19 protein-coding genes are annotated in these 21,906 nt (G+C 47.8%); 9 read left to right on the forward strand and 10 right to left on the reverse strand.

The features are described from left to right. Window positions 1-87: 87 nt before the first annotated feature. Window positions 88-1,323 carry an aminopeptidase gene (locus ACSVDI_RS06945; protein ID WP_457945559.1) on the forward strand — a complete coding sequence of 412 codons (1,236 nt, stop codon included), beginning with the start codon at window positions 88-90 and terminating at the stop codon, window positions 1,321-1,323. A gap of 58 nt (window positions 1,324-1,381) precedes the next feature. Continuing rightward, entirely contained in the window at window positions 1,382-2,332 is a 951-nt protein-coding gene (locus tag ACSVDI_RS06950) for an L-lactate dehydrogenase (RefSeq protein WP_457945560.1), read from the forward strand. Window positions 2,333-2,434: 102 nt separating this feature from the next. On the opposite strand, the gene ACSVDI_RS06955 is transcribed toward ACSVDI_RS06950, so the two are convergent. Further along, entirely contained in the window at window positions 2,435-2,647 is a 213-nt protein-coding gene (locus tag ACSVDI_RS06955) for a cold-shock protein (RefSeq protein ID WP_457945561.1), read from the reverse strand. Window positions 2,648-2,800: 153 nt separating this feature from the next. On the opposite strand from ACSVDI_RS06955, the gene ACSVDI_RS06960 reads away from it, so the two are divergent. Next, window positions 2,801-3,706 (forward strand): glycoside hydrolase family 25 protein, encoded by a 906-nt coding sequence (locus ACSVDI_RS06960; RefSeq protein WP_457945562.1) that lies wholly within the window; start codon window positions 2,801-2,803, stop codon window positions 3,704-3,706. 12 nt (window positions 3,707-3,718) lie between these two features. After that, window positions 3,719-4,015, forward strand: coding sequence for a hypothetical protein (locus ACSVDI_RS06965; protein WP_457945563.1), 297 nt, complete (start codon window positions 3,719-3,721; stop codon window positions 4,013-4,015). A 50-nt stretch (window positions 4,016-4,065) separates the two neighbouring features. Here ACSVDI_RS06965 and ACSVDI_RS06970 read toward each other — a convergent pair whose 3' ends face one another. Beyond that, complete coding sequence (locus tag ACSVDI_RS06970; RefSeq protein ID WP_457945564.1) at window positions 4,066-4,398, reverse strand: hypothetical protein; 333 nt, start codon at window positions 4,396-4,398, stop codon at window positions 4,066-4,068. A 234-nt stretch (window positions 4,399-4,632) separates the two neighbouring features. On the opposite strand from ACSVDI_RS06970, the gene ACSVDI_RS06975 reads away from it, so the two are divergent. Beyond that, window positions 4,633-4,956, forward strand: coding sequence for a hypothetical protein (locus ACSVDI_RS06975; RefSeq protein ID WP_457945565.1), 324 nt, complete (start codon window positions 4,633-4,635; stop codon window positions 4,954-4,956). A gap of 57 nt (window positions 4,957-5,013) precedes the next feature. Here ACSVDI_RS06975 and ACSVDI_RS06980 read toward each other — a convergent pair whose 3' ends face one another. After that, window positions 5,014-5,616: a DUF3862 domain-containing protein gene (locus tag ACSVDI_RS06980; RefSeq protein WP_457945566.1), complete on the reverse strand. Its 603-nt coding sequence runs from the start codon at window positions 5,614-5,616 to the stop codon at window positions 5,014-5,016. Window positions 5,617-6,011: 395 nt separating this feature from the next. Between ACSVDI_RS06980 and ACSVDI_RS06985 the strand changes: the two genes are divergently transcribed. Together ACSVDI_RS06985 and ACSVDI_RS06990 are read left to right on the forward strand one after the other, a co-directional pair. Next, the gene (locus ACSVDI_RS06985) at window positions 6,012-8,648 is read left to right on the forward strand and encodes a cation-translocating P-type ATPase (RefSeq protein WP_457945567.1); all 2,637 of its coding nucleotides are present in this window, start codon (window positions 6,012-6,014) and stop codon (window positions 8,646-8,648) included. A gap of 162 nt (window positions 8,649-8,810) precedes the next feature. After that, window positions 8,811-9,461 (forward strand): pentapeptide repeat-containing protein, encoded by a 651-nt coding sequence (locus ACSVDI_RS06990; protein WP_457945568.1) that lies wholly within the window; start codon window positions 8,811-8,813, stop codon window positions 9,459-9,461. Between the two features lie 101 nt (window positions 9,462-9,562). Here ACSVDI_RS06990 and ACSVDI_RS06995 read toward each other — a convergent pair whose 3' ends face one another. Next, the gene (locus ACSVDI_RS06995; RefSeq protein WP_457945569.1) at window positions 9,563-10,009 is read right to left on the reverse strand and encodes an RrF2 family transcriptional regulator; all 447 of its coding nucleotides are present in this window, start codon (window positions 10,007-10,009) and stop codon (window positions 9,563-9,565) included. A 236-nt stretch (window positions 10,010-10,245) separates the two neighbouring features. Here ACSVDI_RS06995 and ACSVDI_RS07000 point away from each other — a divergent pair, with 236 nt between their 5' ends. Beyond that, entirely contained in the window at window positions 10,246-11,019 is a 774-nt protein-coding gene (locus ACSVDI_RS07000) for a tRNA threonylcarbamoyladenosine dehydratase (protein ID WP_457945570.1), read from the forward strand. A 62-nt stretch (window positions 11,020-11,081) separates the two neighbouring features. Here the strand turns inward: ACSVDI_RS07000 and eno are convergent, their stop codons facing one another. Further along, window positions 11,082-12,359 carry a phosphopyruvate hydratase gene (gene eno / locus ACSVDI_RS07005; protein ID WP_457945571.1) on the reverse strand — a complete coding sequence of 426 codons (1,278 nt, stop codon included), beginning with the start codon at window positions 12,357-12,359 and terminating at the stop codon, window positions 11,082-11,084. 398 nt (window positions 12,360-12,757) lie between these two features. Between eno and ACSVDI_RS07010 the strand changes: the two genes are divergently transcribed. Continuing rightward, window positions 12,758-15,463, forward strand: a complete 2,706-nt coding sequence (locus tag ACSVDI_RS07010; RefSeq protein ID WP_457945615.1) for an SH3 domain-containing protein — start codon at window positions 12,758-12,760, stop codon at window positions 15,461-15,463. Window positions 15,464-15,581: 118 nt separating this feature from the next. Here the strand turns inward: ACSVDI_RS07010 and ACSVDI_RS07015 are convergent, their stop codons facing one another. The 5 genes from ACSVDI_RS07015 to ACSVDI_RS07035 form a co-directional block, all read right to left on the reverse strand. Next, window positions 15,582-17,798 (reverse strand): tetratricopeptide repeat-containing glycosyltransferase family 2 protein, encoded by a 2,217-nt coding sequence (locus ACSVDI_RS07015; protein WP_457945572.1) that lies wholly within the window; start codon window positions 17,796-17,798, stop codon window positions 15,582-15,584. A 156-nt stretch (window positions 17,799-17,954) separates the two neighbouring features. Then, on the reverse strand, window positions 17,955-19,454 hold the full coding sequence (locus ACSVDI_RS07020; protein ID WP_457945573.1) for a flagellin N-terminal helical domain-containing protein: 1,500 nt from the start codon (window positions 19,452-19,454) through the stop codon (window positions 17,955-17,957). Window positions 19,455-19,686: 232 nt separating this feature from the next. Further along, window positions 19,687-19,917 carry a carbon storage regulator gene (locus tag ACSVDI_RS07025; protein WP_457945574.1) on the reverse strand — a complete coding sequence of 77 codons (231 nt, stop codon included), beginning with the start codon at window positions 19,915-19,917 and terminating at the stop codon, window positions 19,687-19,689. Window positions 19,918-19,929: 12 nt separating this feature from the next. Beyond that, a complete protein-coding gene (fliW, locus tag ACSVDI_RS07030; protein WP_457945575.1) occupies window positions 19,930-20,364 on the reverse strand; it encodes a flagellar assembly protein FliW in 435 nt (144 codons plus the stop codon). Window positions 20,365-20,529: 165 nt separating this feature from the next. After that, window positions 20,530-21,885, reverse strand: coding sequence for a flagellin N-terminal helical domain-containing protein (locus ACSVDI_RS07035; RefSeq protein ID WP_457945576.1), 1,356 nt, complete (start codon window positions 21,883-21,885; stop codon window positions 20,530-20,532). Between the last annotated feature and the right edge of the window lie 21 nt (window positions 21,886-21,906).

Here is a 21,906-nt window from a genome sequence, read left to right on the forward strand (position 1 = left end):
AATTGATCTCAAATTTTTCGGAATGTACCCAACGACCATCCGAAGTATTTCTTGAGATTAGTAATAATTTAGAATTGAGGGATAATCATGGTTTCACAGCAAATATTAAAAAAGTATGCACAGCTCGCGGTCTGTATCGGGGCAAATGTTCAGAAAGGCCAGCTCCTCGTGATTAACGCGGATGTGAGCAGCGCGTATTTCGTCCGCCTGTGCGTGGAAGAGGCTTACCGTGCCGGCGCCGGACAAGTGGAAGTTCGGTGGAACGACGAAACGGTCACAAAGCTTGCTTATCAGCACGAATCCACGGAAACACTGTGCCAGATTCCACCTTGGCAGATTGAGCGCACGAAGAATGGCATTGATCGCAAATGCTGCTTTTTGTATATTGAATCCGCCACACCGGGCTTGATGGCCGATATTGACGGCGACAAACTGCAGGCAGCCAGAACCGCGCGCGAAACGGCCATGGAACCGTTTGAATATTACACTATGTCCAATGTCGGCCAATGGACGATTGTTGCGATTCCAACCCTTGACTGGGCAAAGAAAGTATTCCCGAATGACGACGACGATACCGCGCTGGAAAAACTCTGGAATGCCGTGTTAATGAGCGTTCGCGTCCGCGAGGATAACGACCCGGTTGCCGAATGGCATGAGCATAACAAAAACTTGACTCACCGCAGCAAAGTAATGAACGATTTCAACTTTAAGTCGCTTCATTTTAAAAACGAAATTGGAACAGACCTTACTGTGGAACTGATTCCGAACCATGTGTGGGAGGGCGGCTGCTCCCCTGCCAAGAATGGAGCGGTATTCAATCCGAACATGCCCACGGAAGAGATTTTTACCATGCCGTATAAATTTGGTGTGAACGGGCGTGTCTATGCAACAAAGCCCTTAAGCTATCAGGGAAAGATGATTGACGGTTTCCGTCTGGACTTCAAGGACGGCAAAGTCGTTGATTTTTCCGCGGAAAAGGAAGAAGAAACCCTGAAAAATCTGATCGGGTTCGACGAAGGCAGCTCCTATTTAGGGGAGGTGGCGTTGATTCCATATGATTCTCCGATTAGCAAGTCCAACATTCTGTTCCTGAATACACTGTTTGATGAAAACGCCTCCTGCCACCTGGCACTGGGCGCAGCTTACCCGGACAATGTAAAGGGAGGCGCGGATTTAACGCGCGAACAGCTGACCGCTCTTGGTTCCAATTACTCTAAAATTCACTGTGACTTTATGTTCGGCAGCCCCGACATGAACATTGTGGGAACCACGCAGGACGGGAAGCAGATTACGGTATTTAAGGACGGAAACTTTGTAATCTAATCTTTCCATAAAACCATGCAGATTGGTCAATACTTCATTTGAGAAAGACGGTGATGGAATGTTAAATATCCGAAAATGCGCGATTATTGGATGTGGCTTTGTGGGTGCGAGCTGTGCGTTCAGCCTGGTGGAAAGCGGGCTGTTTTCGGAGCTTGTGCTGGTAGACGCCAATACGAAAAAGGCGGAAGGCGAGGCCATGGATTTAAGCCACGGCATGCCGTTTGCCCACCCGATGGAGATTTATGCCGGGTCCTATGACGATATTACAGACTGCGGCCTGATTATCATTACAGCCGGCGCTAATCAAAAACCAAACGAAACAAGGCTTGACCTGGTTCATAAAAACGTTGGTATCCTCAAGACGAGTATCATGCCGGAAATTACCAAGCGCAGCTGCGAAGGGATTCTTCTGGTGGTGTCCAACCCGGTGGATATCCTGACCTATGCGGCGTTAAAGCTGTCCGGTTTCCCGGCCAACCGCGTGTTCGGGTCTGGCACGGTGTTGGATACGGCCCGGTTGAAATATCTGCTGGGTCAGCATTTGGGTGTGGATAGCCGCAGCGTGCATGCATTCATCATCGGGGAGCATGGGGACAGTGAACTTGCCGTCTGGAGCAGTGCGAATGTGTCCGGCGTGGATTTGGACCATTTCTGCGAGTTGTGCGGCAACTGCGACGATCGGGAAACAATGCAGAGTCTGTATGAAGAGGTTCGCGACAGCGCTTATAAAATTATTGAGCGCAAGGGTGCAACCTATTACGGAATCGCCATGGCGGTGCGCCGCATCGCGGAATGCATTCTGCGCAACGAACACTCCATCCTTCCGGTTTCCAGCCTGATTCAGGGGCATTACGGTCTGCACAATATCTGCATGGGCGTGCCATGCATTGTGGGAAGTACCGGGGTGGAAAAGGTGCTTGACATCCGTTTGAACGAAGAGGAGCAGCGGAATCTGCTGGCCTCTGCGGAGTCACTGCAAAAGGTGCTGAGTACGCTGGACTTATCATGAATCCATAGAAAAATATCCGGCCGCTGGCGTTTACCGCAGGCGGCCGGATATTTTTTGGGTTGGGGGAACTGTGCGTATTGTCAATCAGTTCCCGCCAAAGAACTATTTTACAACGGTAACATTGATGGCTCTGAGTTTTCCGTTTCTGGAATCGACTTCCGTGTCATAAGTAACCTTTTGCCCTTCGGACAGTGTTTTGTAACCTTCCGCCTGAATTCCTGAAAAATGGACAAACACGTCTTCTCCGCCGTCGTCGCTGGAAATAAAACCATAGCCTTTTGCGGCATTGAACCATTTTACGGTGCCTTGATTCATAAGCACACCTCCCGAATCTATTATTACCGAAGTTGTGCCCATGTATGCGAAAAATGAAAAGAGCGCGCAACACAGTGTGTTCTCATATTATGTGGTACAGCCGGTTTACCAACATGTTTTCCGGCTGAAAAAGATGGGAAGGGAGATGAAACCTTGAAGGGAATTGACGTAAGCAGGCACAACGGCACGGTAAACTGGGGCATGGTAGATGCTTCCGGCATCGACTTTGTTCTGGTAAGAGCCGGCTATGGGAACGACATCAGCCAGAAAGATCAAAAATTTGATGAAAATGTTAAAGGCGCGTTGGCGCACAAGCTTTTTGTCGGTGCTTACTGGTTCAGCTATGCGATTTCCGTGGAAGATGCGAAGAAGGAAGCGGAGGCCTGCAAAAAGGTGCTTTCCGCCTATCGTGGAAAGCTGACGTTTCCTGTCGCGTTTGACTACGAATACGCCAGTATGGAATATGCCAAGAAAAAGGGGATTCCGCCGACCAATCAGCTGATTGATGCCATTGCACGTGCGTTTCTGGATTCTATGAAACAAGACGGGTGGTTTGTCTGCCTGTATACCAATCAGGATTTCATTCGGTCCGGTAAATTTACTTCCGAAACGATTCAAAAATATGATTTATGGCTGGCAGATTACAGTGGCCCGCCGGATTACCCCTGCGGCATTCAGCAGACGGGCAATACCGGTTCCGTCCCTGGAATTGACGGGAATGTGGATTTGGATATCTCCTATCGGGATTATCCGACCATCATTAAGTCCGGCGGCTACAACGGTTTTCCCAAAATGCCGTCGACTGCCGTAGCAATTGATACAACCATGGATATCTCCCTGGCCCACGGCCAGTATTATGTGGTAAAAACGACTGCAAACCAGACCGTTACGCTAACAGCGGGAACGAGCGGTGTTGTAACGGTTGTCCGTTTCCCCAGGACCGGTAACGACCAGCTTTTTGCTCTGGTTGCAATCGGCACATCCGGGCAGGCAACCGGAATCTACACGGCCGCGGGCGAGGAATCCCCGTTGAAACGATTTGTGGTAAAAATAAAGTAGGGGATTTCCCATATGGACTATACAGAGAAATCGAAAACAGCGGAACAGGCGCTGGACAGTGCACGTCTGGCATACTGCCGGCTGAACGAATTGGAATTGGAACGAAAAGAGATCCAAAGTTTGACTGCGGCAATGGCCGCTGTCAATGAAAAAGTGGATCATCTGAAATCAGATGTAATAGAAATCAAGAAAGATATTAAAGAGATTACGCTTCGTCCGATGCGTATCTGGGACCGGCTGATTGCCGCCGTAATCGGCGCGGCTGCCACCGGGCTTGTGACGGCGGTTTTTCAGCTTATTCTCCGATAAGAATTGCAATCCGACGGCACCCCGCATAATGTGAGATGCCGCCGGAACGCTTATACGGTCTGGTAAAAGACCGCGCTGATCCAGGCAACCGGGATTTCATATTTAACTTCGGAAGAAACCCATTTGGGGCAGCGCAGGCATTTTCCCGGCTGAACTGCCTTGCAGGGACAGGCAGCCAGGCAAATGTGGCTGTCCGATACCGTAATTAAAATACCGGAGAACGGCTGCTCATTTTGGGCAGTGTATACAATGATGCGCCGGCCCGTTAAGGTGCGAAGCAGCGCCGCCAGTCCGCCGGTGGAGCTCTTTTTTTCCTCCTTTGGAGTTTTCGGATTTCTCGGGATCAGCTCTTCCAGAGCCTGATAGTTTTTTATGTACAGCATAATCGGGGCACCAAACCTTTATGTTATTGGCAGAAGTCTTCCAAAATAATATGAATTGCTGTCATAATATGATTTTTTCCAAAACGGTGTTACTGCGGGATGATCTGCTTTTTAGGCGGTACCATCTGCAAGGTTTCACCATATTATGTTACCGGAAGATTATATGGACGGGACTTTACGCTTCTTTCAAATGGATCAACGCACCGATACTGTATTTGAGATAGGAGGTTTATTATGGCACTTTACGAATGCCGTAACAATAGAGGTAACAATAGTGTTTCGGATGATGCATTTAAAGACCTGAAAAAGAACCTCGGCAGAGTTGTAACCGTGTTTACCAGCAGCGGGGGCTGCTCCGGAAGAGGTTTTACCGGTCTTTTGGTCGAGGCAAACGACGAGTTTATTAAGCTGGTGACCTCACTACCCAGCGCCCCACGCCATCCGCTCGGACTGGATTCTGCAAACTGGCTGGGCTCGGACAGCTGCACGGGAAGGTTGGGAACTTCCTGCGTCATACCGACAAACCAAATTGTCTGCTATGCATTTAACCAGATTTGAATCCTATCAAAAAAGGAAGTGCGCATTTTGCGCACTTCCTTTTAAACATATTTTACATTAGTTTAGACCGAATTGTATTTTTGAACTGACAACGCCTTTTTCAAAGGTTACTTCCGCGTAGGAACTGGAAACGCCATTACCGGTCCAGCGGTAAGTTACGCTGTAGAACTCGCTGTTTTTGTCCCCAAATTCACGGGATACTTTTCCGTCGCCGCCAATGATGGATTTTACCTGTGCGTAGGACATGCCGTTCTCAATCTGGTCGTACTCATTTTCCGAAACTTTTGAACCGCTGTTGTCACGTGCCGCCTCCGATGAAATTGATTGGGAGGAGTTCCCGAAAACAGAACCAAACGTCGTTTTCGCGGCGCTGTTCGTTTGGGATGACGTTGAAGGGGCGGAAGAAGCTGGTTGTACCGAAGAACCGGCAGAAGCAACGGAGGAGTTTACTCGGGAACTGGAACCCGCCGGCAATACATAACCGTTATCCGACTGGGTGGAGGAAGCAGAAGAAGTGTTCGATGCAGAGGACGAAACTGCGCTGCTTGCCGTACTTTCTGCAGCAGCAGAGGTTTCGGCCTGGGAGGCATCCGACGATGCAGTAGAGGAGGAGCCTGTACTGGAAGATTCCCCGCAGCCAGCCAGAAAAAATGCGCTCATCGCAAGGACCAGTAGTATGAAGCCTGTCCGCATAATGTTCTTGTAAAAAGAATGTATAAAACCAAATTGGGTTGGGAAAAACTTAACAACAGTTTTCATGGATCAGCCTTTGTTTTTCTTAAAATTTTAATTCTTTTATAGTTATAGCACTTTTTGTCATGATTGTCGAGAAATAAGTTGACAAATTTCTTCCCTCCTGTTATTATATGAACACTCGGTTGAATTGAATATTCTCGTGGGGGAGTAGTTTACATACGATTTCGTATGTGCCAAGTCAACATCATGGCCGGTTTCGGTCTGGCTTGTCTTAATAAACAAGACTCATGCATGGCTTTCCAAAGCTGTGCATGAGTTTTTTTATTCAATAAATGTCCACACTGGAAAGGAAGTAAACAATGAAGTATTATCTGGAAAACATCGACAAGGTGTTCCAACAGGTGCAAAGCAGCGAAAGCGGGCTTACTAGCCCGCAGGCGCAGAAGCGGTTGGAGGCCAACGGCAAAAACAAGCTGGCAGAAGCGAAAAAGGATTCTTTGGTGAAACGCTTTTTCCAGCAGTTGGGCGACCCAATGACCATCATCCTGATTGTCGCCGCAGTGATTTCCGCGATTACCTCCGCTTATTCCAACGAATCCTTTGCCGACGTATTCATTATCCTGTTTGTCGTTATCGTCAATGCGATTCTCGGCGTTTATCAGGAAAATAAGGCGGAAAAAGCCATCGAAGCCCTGCAGGAAATGGCGGCGGCTACCTCCAAAGTCATTCGCGACGGTTCCGTTGTTTCCGTAAAAAGCGAGGACCTGGTAACCGGCGACGTGATTCTGCTGGAGGCCGGTGACGCAGTTCCGGCGGATTGCCGCATCATTGAAAGCGCAAGCATGAAAATTGAAGAAGCCGCGCTGACTGGCGAATCGGTTCCGGTGGATAAAGTTATGAATGTTCTTTCCCTGAAGGGAGAAAAGGAAGTCCCGCTTGGGGACCGGAAAAACATGGCCTACATGGGCAGTACCGTTGTGTATGGGCGCGGCCGGGCCGTTGTTGTCGGTACTGGTATGAAAACAGAAATGGGTAAAATCGCCGACGCGCTGGAAAATGCCGGCCAGAAAGACACCCCGCTTCAAATCAAGCTCAACCAACTGAGCAAGATTCTGACTTATCTGGTAGTTGGCATCTGTATTTTCATGTTCCTGTTCAGTCTGCTAAAGGAAGGAAACTTCAGCACACAGGTGGTTCTGAATACCTTTATGATTGCGGTCAGCCTTGCTGTTGCCGCCATTCCGGAAGGCCTCGCCGCCGTTGTTACCATTGTTCTGTCGATCGGCGTAACCAACATGTCAAAGAAAAACGCCGTAATTCGCAGGTTGACCGCGGTGGAAACCCTCGGCTGTGCGCAGGTCATCTGTTCCGACAAGACCGGTACACTCACCCAGAATAAAATGACCGTTGTAGACCATTACGGGGAAGACGAAGCCCTGTTGGCAACAGCCATGGCGCTGTGCAGCGACGCAGAGCTGGACGAAACCGGGAACGCGAAAGGGGAGCCGACGGAATGCGCGCTGGTAAATTACGCGTCAAAGCTTTCACTGGATAAAAACAAACTGAAAGAAGCGGCTCCCCGGATTGGAGAAGTTCCGTTTGATTCCATGCGCAAAATGATGACGACCGTTCACGCTGCTGAGAATGGCTTCATTCAGTACACAAAAGGTGCTCCGGACGAAGTCCTCAAAAAATGCACGCACATTCTTCGCGGCGGCAAGCCGGTTCCGTTAACGGACGACATCCGCCGGGAAATGCTTGCGGAAAATAAGCGTATGGCAGACAAAGCGCTTCGTGTGCTGAGCGCGGCATATCGCATGCACACCGAAAAACCGACTGCTTTTGAAGCCGATGCGCTGGAAAACAACCTAACCCTGATTGGCTTGGTCGGCATGATCGACCCTATCCGTCCGGAAGTAATCGGCGCGATTGAAGAATGCAAAACGGCTGGAATCCGTCCGATTATGATTACAGGCGACCATAAAGACACCGCCGTTGCCATTGCAACACAGCTTGGTATCATTACGGATGCGTCGCAGGCTCTTTCCGGTTCCCAGCTGAACGAGATGAGCGACGAAGAGCTCGATCGCAATATTGAGAAATATTCCGTATACGCGCGCGTTCAGCCCGAGCATAAGGTCCGCATTGTAGAGGCGTGGAAGAAAAAAGGAATGGTTACCGCAATGACCGGTGACGGCGTGAACGACGCACCGTCCATTAAAACCGCCGACATCGGCGTTGGCATGGGCATCACCGGCACGGACGTTACCAAAAACGTTGCGGATATGGTGCTTGCGGACGATAACTTTGCCACCATCGTTTCTGCAGTGGAGGAAGGCCGCAGAATTTACGATAACATTCGCAAAGCCATTCAGTTCCTGTTGGCTTCGAACCTGAGTGAAGTGCTTTCTGTTTTTATTGCAACACTGCTTGGCTTTGTGATTCTGAAGCCGGTTCATCTTTTGTGGATTAACTTAATTACAGACTGCTTCCCGGCGCTGGCGCTGGGTATGGAACTGGGCGAGCAAAACCTGATGTCCCGTAAGCCGAGAAAATCCAAAGATGGTATTTTCTCGGGCGGAGTCGGTATTGACGTTGCGTATCAGGGCATTTTAACTACGCTTCTGGTTCTTGCCGCTTACTTTATCGGGCATTTCATTGAAAACGGAGTTTGGGAAATTACCAATAGTCCAGATGGCATGACCATGGCGTTCTTGACCATGTCTATGGCGGAAATTTTCCATTCATTTAACATGCGTTCGCAGCGCGGCTCCATCCTGACCATAAAGAAGCAGAACTTCTTCTTGCTGGGTGCCATGCTGGTTTCCCTGTTGCTGACCACAGCGGTTATTTACATTCCGGTGCTTTCCACCGCCTTCGGATTCGAGGAAATTTCGCTTCTGGAGTATGTTGTGGCGCTGGGCCTTGCCTTTGCCATTATCCCGATTGTGGAACTTATCAAACTAATTCAGCGCAAACTGGCGAAGGAAGAATAAAAAGACAAACGAAATCATGCCTGACGATGATTCACAGGCAATTTCCCGAAATGGGGTATTCGGTATGAATCCATTCCGAATACCCCCGTTTTTATGGCTTGACGGAAAGAACATAATGTTTTATACTGGCAAAAGAAAATTTGTTCGAATTCGGGTGACAATATGAAAGAAAAACAGCCAGCCGTATTGCGGGAGTGCGGGAATTTTCAGGAATTGATTCGGGAAGCAAGGGAAGAGGAACGCACAATTACGGGGTATCGCTTTTTCCGTATCATCGGCGATCCGCAGGACGTCAACACAATGCCCGATTTTCCTCCGGAGTTTCAGAATTGTGTGTTCGAAAACTGCCGGCTCAGCGGGTATGGGTTCCATGGCGCATATTTTGCGGACGTACTTTTTCGGGAATGTGACCTTTCCAACGCCGACTTTTCCGGCAGCTTGTTCCGCCGGGTTTGGTTTGAAAGCTGCAAAGCGGTGGGTGCGGACTTTACCGAATCGGTGTGGGAGCATACCACGGTGCTGGACTGCAGCTGTAGCATGGCCAACCTGGCCGGAGCAAAGCTGAAGCATACTACCTTGGAACAATCCGATTTTTCGGGAGGCGGCTTTCAGCAATGCGTTTTTCAGTCGGTTTCTTTTCAGCACTGCAGGCTGACACGCGCGGAGCTGTTTCAAACGCCGCTGAAAGGCATCAATTTTACCACCTGCGACATCGGCGGCATTGTTTTGTCCGGCGAAGAGCTTCGCGGCGCGATTGTAACCCCGGAACAGGCCTGTGACCTTTCCCACTTTTTGGGCTTGATTATACGTTAAAAAAGGTGTCAAGGAATAAATGAAGCTTTATCCCTTGGCACCTTTTTCGGTTCTGTTTGTAACATAAAAATCTGCGTAAAAAGAGAAACTATGGATTGCAATCAGATGTAGAACATCAGCGCTTCGCCCTGCCTCTGGTCCTGCACTTCCTGAATCAGGCTTTCCAGGGATACCTTTTCCAGAGCTTCTTTCACCGTATTGTCAATCACCGTGTAAACGCATTTCCGCATGGCCTGTTCAATTTCGTTGGCATGTTCCGTGACGGATTCCTCTGTCTTTTCAAACAGCGATTGTTCCAGTGCCCGCAGAATTTCATAAGCGTTAATGGATTCTGGACTTCTGGCAAGCCGGTATCCGCCCTGTGCCCCCTTGGCGGCGGTCACAAGTTCCGCTCTTTTTAATAACGAAAAAACCTGCTCTAAATAAATTTTGGAAATGCCCAGCTTTTCCGAGATACTGATAATGGTAATGCATTCGTTGCTCGCATAATTCTGGCCTATATGAATCATGGCGGCAAGGCCATATCTTCCTTTTGAGGAAATTCTCATTCCAATCTCCTTCCTGAATTTGAAACAATTGTCTTTGCAATGTTTCAGCTCTTGTTCCATTACTAATAATATAGTTCGATAGGGTATTCGTCAAGTATAACATAGTGATTATGTATGATTTTATAAAAATATTTTGTATTCAATCAAATTCGTTTGACAGTAAAATAGATTTGCGATAACATAAGAATCTGTGAACGGAATACAGGAATTTTTGAATCAGGTGGAGCAATGAACTTATGCTGAATGAATTTTCAAGAACCCAGCTGCTGCTGGGGGAAGAGGCAATGGAAAAATTAAAACACGCTTCGGTTGCGATTTTCGGAATCGGCGGGGTGGGCTCCTACGCTGCGGAGGCGATTGCCCGGTGCGGGGTGGGCCACATCGAACTTTTTGATGACGACAAGGTTTGCCTGACGAACATTAACCGTCAGCTGATTGCCACCCGTAAAACCATCGGAAAGCAAAAGGTGGACGTCATGCGGGAACGGATTGAAGCAATCAATCCGAACGCCGAGGTGGTTACACATCAGTGTTTTTACACTGCGGAAAATGCGGGTGAGTTCGATTTTTCAAAATACTCTTATATTATCGATGCGATTGATACCGTTTCCTCCAAGCTGGAACTAATTGTCCGGGCCGAAAAGGCCGGTGTACCCATCATCAGCTGTATGGGAGCGGGGAACAAGCTGGACCCGACCCGTTTTGAGGTTGCGGATATTTACAGTACCAGCGTCTGTCCGCTGGCGCGCGTGATGCGCAGAGAACTGAAGGCCCGGGGAATCAAAAAGCTGAAGGTGGTTTATTCTAAAGAGCCGCCGCTTACTCCTTTGGAGGATATGAGCATCAGCTGCCGGGAGCATTGTGTCTGCCCGCCGGGAACAAAGCGCAAGTGCACGGTTCGCCGTGCAATTCCCGGCAGCATTTCTTTTGTGCCTTCCGTCGCCGGACTGATTTTGGCCGGCGAAGTTATTAAGGATTTGGCAGGGAACCCGGAGAGCGCTCCAAAATAATAAAAGAAATCCGGCGCCGGAGAAAGGCGCCGGATTTTTTATGCTGTTTTTTGGTTTCAAAATTAAAAACAGTTGATTCCAGGGTAGACGGCGCTGCGGCCAAGGTCTTCTTCAATGCGCAGCAGTTGATTGTACTTGGAAACACGCTCGCTGCGGCTGGGGGCTCCTGTCTTAATTTGCCCGGCATTGAGTGCCACGGCCAAATCCGCAATGGTGGTATCTTCCGTTTCGCCGGAACGATGCGACACAATGGCGGTGTAGCCGGCCTGATGCGCCATTTTGATTGCGTTCAGCGTTTCTGTCAGGGAACCGATTTGATTCAGCTTAATCAGAATGGAATTGCCGCAGTGTAGGTTAATTCCTTTCTGAAGGCGTTCGGTGTTGGTTACGAATAAATCGTCGCCCACCAGCTGGACTTTATTCCCCAGTTCCCGGGTGATTTTCTCCCAGCCCTGCCAGTCTTCTTCCCCGAGCGGGTCTTCAATGGAGCGGATGGGGTATTTCGCCACAAGATTTTTCCAAAAATCAATCAGTTCGTCGGTTGTATAGGCTTTCTGGTGCTTCGGCAGCAAGTAACCGGTTTCCGTTTTCCATTCGCTGGATGCCGCGTCAATCGCAATGACAAAGTCTTCGCCCGGATGGTAGCCGGCTTGTTTTACCGCTTCCAGAATCAACTCGATGGCTTCTTCGTCGGTTTCCAGATTCGGCGCATAGCCGCCTTCATCGCCAACGGCGGTGGAAAGACCCTTTTCTTTCAAAATGGATGCCAGCTTGTGGAACACTTCTGCGCACCAGCGCAGACCTTCCTGAAACGACTTTGCCCCCGTTGGCATAATCATAAATTCCTGAATATCCACATTGTTCGCCGCGTGGGCTCCGCCATTCAGAATGTTCATCATTGGCACCGGCAGCGTATTGGCGTTCGCTCCGCCGATAAAACGGTACAGCGGCAGGTCAAGCGCGTTAGCTGCAGCGCGGGCCGTGGCCAGGGAAACCGCCAGAATGGCGTTTGCACCCAGAGCGGATTTTTCCTTAGTGCCGTCCGTTTCAATCATTTTCCGGTCAATGGCGGCCGTATCCGCGGCGTTCATTCCATGGATTGCTTCAGCGATTGTGCTGTTGATATTTTTTACTGCCTTCGTAACGCCCTTTCCGCCGTAGCGGGTCTTATCGCCGTCCCGCAGCTCCAGAGCTTCAAACGAACCGGTAGATGCTCCGCTGGGCGCTGCGCCGCGGCCCCAAGCCCCGTTTTCTAGAACGACTTCCGCTTCTACAGTCGGGTTTCCACGGGAATCGAGGATTTCTCTTCCGGTTACAGCCTTAATTTTTAATTCTGACATTACATACACCTTCTTTAACTTATTCCTCAATAGTATAAGCTGGAAATTTATCTTCATTCATTGGTAAGCTATTGCTAACTTTCAGGTTTATCGTAACACGGTTTACAGATTTTGTCAATCAAAATTTCGAGAAAAGGAAGGTTGGACGCAAAATTTTTTTCTTTTGTAATGTTTTGCCAGGTAGGTAACAAATTGATGTCAGATCTGCAAGAATTCCCGATATTGGTTGAAAAAAATACTATTTTGACGTATAATGAAACATAATATTCTGGAAGATCAGGCACAATTATCCTGGCATTGTTTTTATTTGCACTGGTCAAGCCGATGCAGACCAGCTTTCAATAAGAAGTATCGCTTTATTAAGAATAAATTATTGTGGAGTGAAAAAATTGAATCAGATGAAAAGAGTTGTGTCAGGGGCTGTTTCTCTTGTATGCGCGGCAGCCGTTGTGGTCACTGCATTGCCCCGTGTAACGGCTTATTCTGCTGCCACCGCTGTTACAACGGATTATTTGAACCTTCGTACCGGAGCTGGTACAAACAATAAGGTGCTGCTAACGTTGAGCAAGGGCGTAACGGTCACCATTCTGGACAATTCCAACGCGCAGTGGGCCAAGGTGCGAACCACTTCAGGCAAAGAGGGGTACTGCTTTAAGCAGTATCTTTCCTATTCCAATTCCGGTTCCTCGTCGACGGGGTCCGGTTCCAGCAGCACAGCTTCCAGCAATGCGACCGCAAGTACGGCGGTCGCGACTGACAATGTAAATCTCCGCAGCGGAGCAGGCACTTCTTATTCCATTCTGACTACCATAAAAAAAGGCACATCCGTTCAGGTGATCGACAATTCCAATGCCCAATGGGCAAAGGTGCGCACCTCGGACGGGAAAACAGGATATAGTTCCAAACAATATCTGAAGATTTCTGCGTCCGGCACAAGCTCCACAGGCACAAAGCCGGCGGATAGCACGTCGACTTCCAGCAGTTCCACAACAACGTTATCGGCTCAGACGACGGATTATGTGAATATGCGCAAGGGCGCCGGAACCAATTACGCGGTTATTGTAACGCTTGCAAAAGGCACTTTGGTAAAGGTTCTGGATAATTCCAACGCCCAGTGGGCCAAGGTGCAGACTTCTTCGGGAAAACAAGGATACTGTTTTAAGCAGTATTTGAAAATATCTACAACGTCTCCGACCTCTCCGACTTCTTCAACGCCTACCACACCCACCACACCTACCACACCGACCACCCCTCCTGCATCGACCGGTACAAAGCTGGCCGGCCAGGCGGTCGCTCAATTAAGTGTTCGCAGTGGCCCCGGGGAAAATTACGGCGTAGTAGATACCATTGCACAATGGGTGGTGGTGTCGGTTACGGATAATTCCAATGCTTCCTGGGTTAAGGTAAAAACCGCCTCCGGAAAAGAAGGCTGGTGCCCAAGAGGCCAGCTCATCATCAGCAGCGCTGACGATGCCAACCCAAGCGGCGAACCCTCCAGCAGCAGCGGAAGCTCAACGCCTGCCGTTACTGGAGCTACCGTAACGGCGGATGTGCTCCGTCTGCGGGATCAGCCCAGCACATCCGGTAAAATTCTGGCGAATCTTCCGAACGGTACGAACCTTACGGTTCTCGATACCTCCAATTCCGCCTGGGTAAAGGTTCAGACTTCTGGCGGACAGGTAGGATATGTCAGTGCAGATTACATCAAATTCAATTATTCCAGCGGCAGCACAGGGAATGCCAGTTCCCTTTCCCTGTCCACCTCTTCCCAGAGCGTCCCAATGGGTAAGACCCTGTACATTAAGGCGAATGTAAGTCCAAGCGGCTCTTCCGTTACATGGACAAGCAGTAACACTTCGGTTGCCACCGTATCCAACGGATATGTTTATGCGGTTTCCAAGGGAAGCGCGGTTATTACCGCGTCGTCCGGTTCCTATAAGGCAACCTGTAATGTGACGGTTACGGATGCGGAACCGGTTCGTACGGCTTATGCATCACCGAATATCGCCGGGCCGGGTACTACCGTTACGCTGACGGCTGTGACAGATACGACCCGCGACGGAGTTCGTTTTGCGATTACCGCGCCGGACGGAAGCACCAGTTCTGTGAGCGCATCGTCTTACACAACAGAAACCACGGGAGGAACAACCGTAAGAATCTGGAAGGCCACCACGACCTTCAATATACCAGGAACCTATACGTTTTCAACCTATGCTTCGGTGAATGGGAAAATGAACTCCACAGGCTATACGACAAACGCCTATGTGTCCACCCAGCAGGATTTTTCGGTTAGCACAACGGAAGACCGCAGAATCAGCGACCAGATGATTTCTTTAATTGCGCAGTGGGAAGGTTACCGTGCGACAGTATATGCGGATCAGCTGACCGCCAATCAGGTTCCCACCATTGGCTATGGCTGCACGTTCGGGGCAAACGCGGTTTTCTACAATAACCTGTCCAAAACAGAAGCATGGTCCCTTCTGGTCAATAAAATCAATAATTCGTCCTATACTTCGGAATTGAATAAAATGATACATAACAACAATTTCCGGATGAACCAAAGTCAGGCGGACTGTCTAATCAGCTTTGCCTACAATGTTGGAGCCGGTTATTTCAACTGCTCCAATGAACCGGATTTCAAAAAGATTATGGAAAATGCGGTTGTTCCACCGGACTTCTCCAGCGGTTCGGTTTCCGCTACTGTGACGGCCGACGCGATTCTGCGCAGTTCGCCCAGTGTGAACAGCGCACAGGTGTGCAGCGTTTCCAATGGTTCCACGGTGACTGTGACCGGCAGCAATTTTACGGATATCAGGGATGGCTGGTATGAGATTACCCTGAGCAACGGCAGCCAGGGGTGGATGAATTCCGGCTATGTCCGGCTTTCCAATCAGGCTTCGCTGGTACATGACTTGAATTATACCAATGCGCATGCGTTCGGCAGTGAAATGATCCTCTGGAATCAGGCGGGAGGCAAATTCTACGCCGGTTTGTTTTACCGCAGAATGGGCGAAGTAAATGTTTACAACTATGGAGATTACAGCGCGGTACGGTACAATAAGTACAGCTATTCCTATCCGCAGTCGGCTTCCGGTTTGGACTAACCGAAAGTATCCCGTTCTAAAAAAGAATTGCCTGCTGGAAACCTTATAGCCAGCAAGCAATTTTTTCATCAAGAAGGGTGCCGCCAATGAAGTTTCATTGGCGGCACCCTTCTGCGATTTATTGCATTAGTTCTGAAATCATTTCCTGTGTGGCCGGTTTTACGCTGGTCTGCAGCAGGAAACGCTGAATATCTTTGTCGTCTGGCATTAATTTTGCCAGTTTCTGCGCGATTTGCCCCGCTTCAAGCAGATGCCCCTGCTCAATCAGCAGTTTTACCTGATTTTTCATCTTCTGGGCAAGCATTGCGAACTCATCGGAGTTAGCCCTCCGCTTTTCCTCTTCCGCTTCGTAGCGGCTTAGTAAAATTTGAATCGGGTTATTCATCACCGGGTAGGCTTTCAGCGCCTTACGCAGGCTGCTGAGGTAAACAGAAGCATTGCCGCTTTGCTTTGCGGTAAAAGCTTTTCCAATCCAGAACATGAAGCGGTGAAGGCGGGGGAGAACGTCACACACTTCCTCCAGCTGGTCATTCCGGTAAACGAGATTCAAATAACTGCCTGCGGCTTCGGCGTAATTTTCCAGTAGCTCTGCGCACTCGTCTTCCTGCTTTTCTTCTGCTCGTTTCAGAATCAGCCGTTCCAGCAGATAGAGCATCCAATACAATTCCTTTGGAGATTCTGCCGCCGCGTTTTCCAGGTATCGCGAGGAAACTTCCGGAAAGTCGCTGTGCTGGTTTTGAAGATAAACGAAAATCGATGAAAAATCTTCTGAATCAAATCGGGACAATAATCTGCACAATGGAATCGTTTCTTTCATGCCGCAATACAGAAAGTCGGAATATAATGGATCAAAACTATCTTCTAGCTGTGTAAACTGTTCTAAAAGCGATTGTATGGAGTTACTGGAATCTTCAGACTGAGCCAAACGAAGACGGCAGAGTAGGGAATAGGGATGGGCAGAGTTTACAGCGGCAAGAGCACATAGAATACTTTCTCTTTTATCCTCTTTTGAAAGAACATATTGTTCGATGTAGGCAATAAAGGCATTAAGTTTATCTTCGCTGTGAAGTTCCAGAACCTTCTGATACAGATCTCCGAAAACGCTGTAATCGCTAAATTGCTTTGCAAATTCTACATAAAGCGTGGTTGTTTTTGTGATGGAATCTGGAAGAGTTAGGTCTAAAAGACTCAGTGTTTGAATCGCATCATCTGCATGTCTTAATTGAAGATGGGCTTTTGCCAAGAGATACAAAACGCTTTCTTTGGCCGCTGGAGTAATGGATACAAATGATGTTAACGTCAAAACCGCATCTTGAAATTGATTCTTTTCGTACAGTTCATAAATTTTCAGGTAACTATTTCCGGCTTCGACTGCCTCTTCCCAACGGTTTAATTTATCTGCTGAGGCAATTTGATAGAAAAAACAATCCAGATAGGGTAATTCTGGTTTTGCTTCTGCGGGGATATGCTCATTGCAAAAAGAAATTACAGCCTCATAATCTTCTTTGCAAAATAATGCTTTTACTGCAAATAAAATAAATCCAAGATGGAATAGTCGATTTGGCGATTTTTTTTCGATTTCTAGACCGGATACAGCGGTTTCAAATGATTGGTCAAATTGTTTATAGGTGGCTTGTTCCTGGGCAAGCTGAAATAAATCTCTTTGACTTTCTGGATTGTCAAGAAGATTTTTTTGTAGCAAGGTCAAATTACGAAGCCGCTTTTCTTCTTTTTCTTCCTCGGATGAAAAAGCGTAGCCGTAATGATGAACAAAACACTCAAAGAACTTTCCGGGTGAAAAAACCCGATTCATATGTTCATGAATGGTGCCATCAAAATGCATTCCGGAAAATCGGCGAAATAAACGCTGCGCATGAAAATCCTGATATCTCGTTCCTTGAAGATTTAAATAATTTCGTACAACAAAAGAGGCATAACCATATTGTTCGTACTCCTCGCTATTAAAAAAGTCGATAATCTCCTGTGTATCCTCAAAAATTTCGTCCCCGTCCAAAAACATAAACCATTGCCCGCGCGCGACTTCTAACCCGGTATTTCGGGCTGCGGCGAAATCATCGCACCACTCAAAATGAAGAACTTTAGTAGCATATTGCTCTGCAATTTCCACAGTACGGTCGGTGCTGCCCGTATCTGTAATAATTAATTCCGACGGCAAAGCGTTCAGAATAGGCATTAGTGCCGTCAAGCAATCTTCCAGTGTTTTCTCTTCATTTTTTACTATCATTCCAATCGTCAGCTTTAAATCATATCCACTATATGGTCCATATCCGTCATTTTGAAATAGATTAGCCGATTTTGTAAGTTTTGCTTTCATACCCATTTGCTCCAATCGTCAAGATAAACACGATTAATATATCGGCTAAACGAAGCAGATTATTAGGTATTTCATATAGAAAAAACAACGGACACCCGGTTATGGCCGGATGTCCGCTGCAAGTGCTTAATTTGTACGGGTAGCGCGGGTAATAAATTACTGTAAGAGCTTGAGAATGCTCTGCGGCAGCTGGTTGGCCTGAGCAAGCATGGACTGTGCAGCCTGAGCCAGAACCTGATTCTTGGTCATTTCCATCATTTCCTTCGCCATGTCAACGTCGCGGATGCGGCTCTCAGCGGAGGTCAGGTTTTCACTGGTGGTACCAAGGTTGTTCACCGTGTGCTCCAGTCTGTTCTGCAGGGCGCCGAGTTCAGCTCTCTGGGTGGAAACAGTGTTGATTGCGGTCTTAATTACGTTAATTGCAGCCAGTGCACCACTCTGGGTCGAAATATCGATATCAGTAATACCAAGACCCTTTGTGCTCATATCAGCAATGTTCAAAGAAACCTGCTGATCATCTGTAGCACTGTCGCCAATCTGGAACATCAAAGAATTGCCGGATTTTTCGTCGCTCTTTGCTGCGGTAATATCGATGTTTCCATCTGTAGCATTAGCTTTGGCATCAAGGCCATACTGCTTTAACTGGGCTACGACAGAATCCGTATCATCTTTAGTTGATACTTTACCGGTATCAGTCGAAATAGCAATATAACCGTTCTGTGCTTTCTGTCCAGTCTTAACAATCTGGAACTTCTTACCGTCGATTTCAAAGGTACCAATGCTTGCTGCATTAGAAGCATCGACAGTAGAAAGGTCCATTGTAAAGACATCGTCTTTGCCAGCCGTATAAGTACCAAGTGTTTTTTCTGTAGATGCAGCACCATCAATTGACTGCGCAACACTCACCAGATGGAATTTGCTGGCTCCTTTTTCTTTGGCGGTTAATGTGATCTTTTCACTCGAAACAGTGATATCAAAATGATCTGCCAAAGAAGTAGCGTTCAATGCATTCTGGATATTGGCATTATCATCTGCAGCACCGGCATAAGAAACAGAAACCGTCTTGACATTTCCGTCATTGTCTAAGTACGTAATGTCTAACGCTCCAGTACTGGTGGCACCAGCAGCAGATACCGTTACGGATTGGCTGGCTGCTACACCGCCAGTAGCTGTTGGAGATGATGTGGTGGTACCGATGGTATAGCTAACTTTTTTAGCACCGGAAGCGGAAGACAAAGAACCATCCAACAGGTTAATCTGGTTAAAATTGGTGGAAGTGGAAATACGGTCGATTTCCTTCTTCAGTCTGTCAACTTCGGTCTGGAGGTTCGTACGGTCAACGTCATCCTGATAAGTACCGTTGGAAGCCTGTGTTGCCAGTTCAGCCATTCTTTGCAGGATGGAAGCGGTTTCGTTCAGTGCGCCTTCTGCGGTCTGCACAAGGGAGATACCGTCGTTCGCGTTGTTTGTTGCCTGATCCAGGCCGCGAATCTGAGCACGCATTTTTTCAGAAATTGCAAGTCCTGCAGCGTCGTCAGCGGCACTGTTGATTTTGTAGCCGGAAGACAGCTTCTGAATGTTCTTGCTAAGAGCACTGTTGTTGGTAGCGAGTTGTCTTGTCGCATTTAAAGCGGCAATATTGTGTTGAATACGCATAGTTTTTTTCCTCCTGAAACTTTGATTTTAATTCGCCGGGCATTTGCCCAAACGTCTTTAGAAAAGAACATCCCTGTTCTTTACTGATAAATTTATGTACCAATTCCCGTACCTGCGGGCCCTGCGGGCGCGGGAACAAATACCGAAGCCGTAAGTTTTTTGCTTACACCACTTATTTCGGTGGAAAAAGGGAAAAATTTAGGGAATATAAAAATTTTTTTATCATTTCTTTTTACTTTCTTTTCAGCCTGTTTTTTACTTCTTCCAAGGCATCCTGCTTTGGAAGAATACTGGCTTCCCGGTTCAATTCCTGCGTTTCTAGCAGCTCTTTTCGTACGATGTGTACTTCTTTCGGTGCATTAATGCAGATTTTGACTCGGTCACCACTGACTTCAGATACAACCAGTTCAATATTGTCGCCAATCAGAATGGATTCGGAAACTTTTCGGCTAATAACCAGCACATTATCCCCTCCTCACTGCTTGCCAAGCAGGGGATAGCGGAGAGGATATTCGGAATTTTCCAGAATGATCTGCTTCGCTTCTCTGGTATTAATATCGATTACAATCGGCGCTTTCAGATTAACCACTGATTCACTCGGTTCGGGACGGATGACCGCAATCACCAAAAAGCACAAATCGGTTGGGTCAGGGTTGCCAAAGCCACGCAACTCCGACTCGGTAAGCGTCGGATTGTATCCGGGGCAAACCGTGAACGGGTCGATAACAATAAAGGAAGGAATATCCGAATTTGCGGCCTGAAGGCTCCAGATAATATTGTTTTCATCTTCGTGATACAGCAGATATTCATGGATATCCTCGAATCCGAGGATTCCCTCTGAAAAATGAATAATATTTTGCTGTTGTGTTTTTAATTCCGTGTTTTGGATTGCCGCCTGATTCCCGTCCATAGAGGGCCTCCTCAATACAAATCTTTCCGAAAAGTGAAACCAGCTCTATAGCTGATAAATATAGAAAACAACGCAGATCCGGAAAGCGCGCCGCCAAAGGCGGGGAGGCATTGTGTGCCAAAACAGCGATTTCCGAATTGCAATCCACTGTGGTGAATTGCAACTTTATCCCATAAAGTCAAGCAGGGTTTTCGTCAGAATCTTTGTTCCCATATTGAGCGCGGCATTATAGGAGTATTGCTGCATATAAAAGTTCATAATAGCAGTTGCCGGATCCATGAATTCCACCCGGTCGTCTTTCTCCGTGATGGCATCTCCCATGGATTCCAGGTTTTTCTTGGTTGTGTTAAGGTAATCGGATTTGGTTCCAACCTCTGTAATATTCGAAAGAAGATTGGTCCCCTGATCATTAAACTTATTGATCAGCTTTTCAATATCCTCCACTTCACTATCAGACAAGGTTTCCGCATGGCCATCCGCTGCGGAATCCTCCAGCTTTTGCGCAATATCGCCCAAAAGCGTATATAAATTATTGGAGGTACCATCGGGTGCAACGCCGTAACCCAGAAAAGAAATTCCAGGAATGGCTGCGTTAAACACGCTTTGTCCGTTGATGGTTCCATCGCTTTCAAAATTCAGCCCCATGCCGATATCAATCATACTGCTTTCATTGGCCAGATCCTTCAGCTGATCCTGTGAAAGCTGCTTTGTTACGGCATAATCCGAAGTCATCCCGTCCGAGATTGGGCGGTTCATATCCCCGGACATGGTCAGGCCGGAAAAATGTTTTTTCAACTCATCGTAAAGCTGTTGATTGGTTGCGCCGGCATCCAGCGGAACCTTAATTACGACCGTATCTGTTGCAGAGGTGTCCACGGAAAAAGTCCCAGACGTTCCTACGGTTTCAATCGAAATCTTTTTCCCGTCAAAGTCCGATTGGTTCAGGGTTCCGTCTGAATTCTTACCAAACTGAATTAGAGCGCCATTTAGGTTTGTGGTTTCTCCGTTCAGTAAGGTTCCGTCATTCACATTGACACCACGGTAATAAAGCTGGGTTCCGTTTGTTCCGCTTTCCACAGTAAAGGGAGGCTCGGTCATATCGGAACCGCCGAAAATGTATTTGTCCCCGTATTTGGTGTTGCAGGGAGCTACCAGTTCCTTCTGCAGCTGGCGCAGCTTAGCGGCGATTGTCTGCCGGTTGCTTTTATTAATTGTTCCGTTAATCGCCTGTAAACAGTCGCCGGAACCAGCTTCCTTCACCACATTCTTATAAATCGACTGCATGGCGCTTTCCGCCGTGGTAAACTGGTCGACCGTATCTTCCACTAAGCTCTGCCAGGTGGTATTTTCAGTGGATTCCCTCCGCAGACGATACGCTTTTGAAGCGGCAAACGGATCTTCTGAAGTTTTGGTAAACGTGCGGTAATCGGTTCCTCTTTGGTAGGCACGGTTTAAATCAGAAAGCGAGGAGTTCAAATTCGTGTTGTATTGCTTACTGATCATATTCATCGTAATTCGCATAATGAAAATCCTCCTGTTCTA

The sequence above is a fragment of the Caproiciproducens sp. LBM24188 genome (assembly GCF_054130445.1).

Coding starts and splice junctions, on each gene's coding strand:
- ACSVDI_RS06985 (WP_457945567.1), top strand. CDS start 6,012: ATGAAGTATTATCTGGAAAACATCGACAAGGTGTTCCAACAGGTGCAA.
- ACSVDI_RS06965 (WP_457945563.1), top strand. CDS start 3,719: ATGGACTATACAGAGAAATCGAAAACAGCGGAACAGGCGCTGGACAGT.
- ACSVDI_RS07000 (WP_457945570.1), top strand. CDS start 10,246: ATGCTGAATGAATTTTCAAGAACCCAGCTGCTGCTGGGGGAAGAGGCA.
- ACSVDI_RS06990 (WP_457945568.1), top strand. CDS start 8,811: ATGAAAGAAAAACAGCCAGCCGTATTGCGGGAGTGCGGGAATTTTCAG.
- ACSVDI_RS07020 (WP_457945573.1), bottom strand. CDS start 19,454: ATGCGTATTCAACACAATATTGCCGCTTTAAATGCGACAAGACAACTC.
- ACSVDI_RS07035 (WP_457945576.1), bottom strand. CDS start 21,885: ATGCGAATTACGATGAATATGATCAGTAAGCAATACAACACGAATTTG.
- ACSVDI_RS06945 (WP_457945559.1), top strand. CDS start 88: ATGGTTTCACAGCAAATATTAAAAAAGTATGCACAGCTCGCGGTCTGT.
- ACSVDI_RS06955 (WP_457945561.1), bottom strand. CDS start 2,647: ATGAATCAAGGCACCGTAAAATGGTTCAATGCCGCAAAAGGCTATGGT.
- eno (WP_457945571.1), bottom strand. CDS start 12,359: ATGTCAGAATTAAAAATTAAGGCTGTAACCGGAAGAGAAATCCTCGAT.
- ACSVDI_RS07015 (WP_457945572.1), bottom strand. CDS start 17,798: ATGAAAGCAAAACTTACAAAATCGGCTAATCTATTTCAAAATGACGGA.
- fliW (WP_457945575.1), bottom strand. CDS start 20,364: ATGGACGGGAATCAGGCGGCAATCCAAAACACGGAATTAAAAACACAA.
- ACSVDI_RS06950 (WP_457945560.1), top strand. CDS start 1,382: ATGTTAAATATCCGAAAATGCGCGATTATTGGATGTGGCTTTGTGGGT.
- ACSVDI_RS06970 (WP_457945564.1), bottom strand. CDS start 4,398: ATGCTGTACATAAAAAACTATCAGGCTCTGGAAGAGCTGATCCCGAGA.
- ACSVDI_RS07010 (WP_457945615.1), top strand. CDS start 12,758: ATGAAAAGAGTTGTGTCAGGGGCTGTTTCTCTTGTATGCGCGGCAGCC.
- ACSVDI_RS06995 (WP_457945569.1), bottom strand. CDS start 10,009: ATGAGAATTTCCTCAAAAGGAAGATATGGCCTTGCCGCCATGATTCAT.
- ACSVDI_RS06975 (WP_457945565.1), top strand. CDS start 4,633: ATGGCACTTTACGAATGCCGTAACAATAGAGGTAACAATAGTGTTTCG.
- ACSVDI_RS06980 (WP_457945566.1), bottom strand. CDS start 5,616: ATGAGCGCATTTTTTCTGGCTGGCTGCGGGGAATCTTCCAGTACAGGC.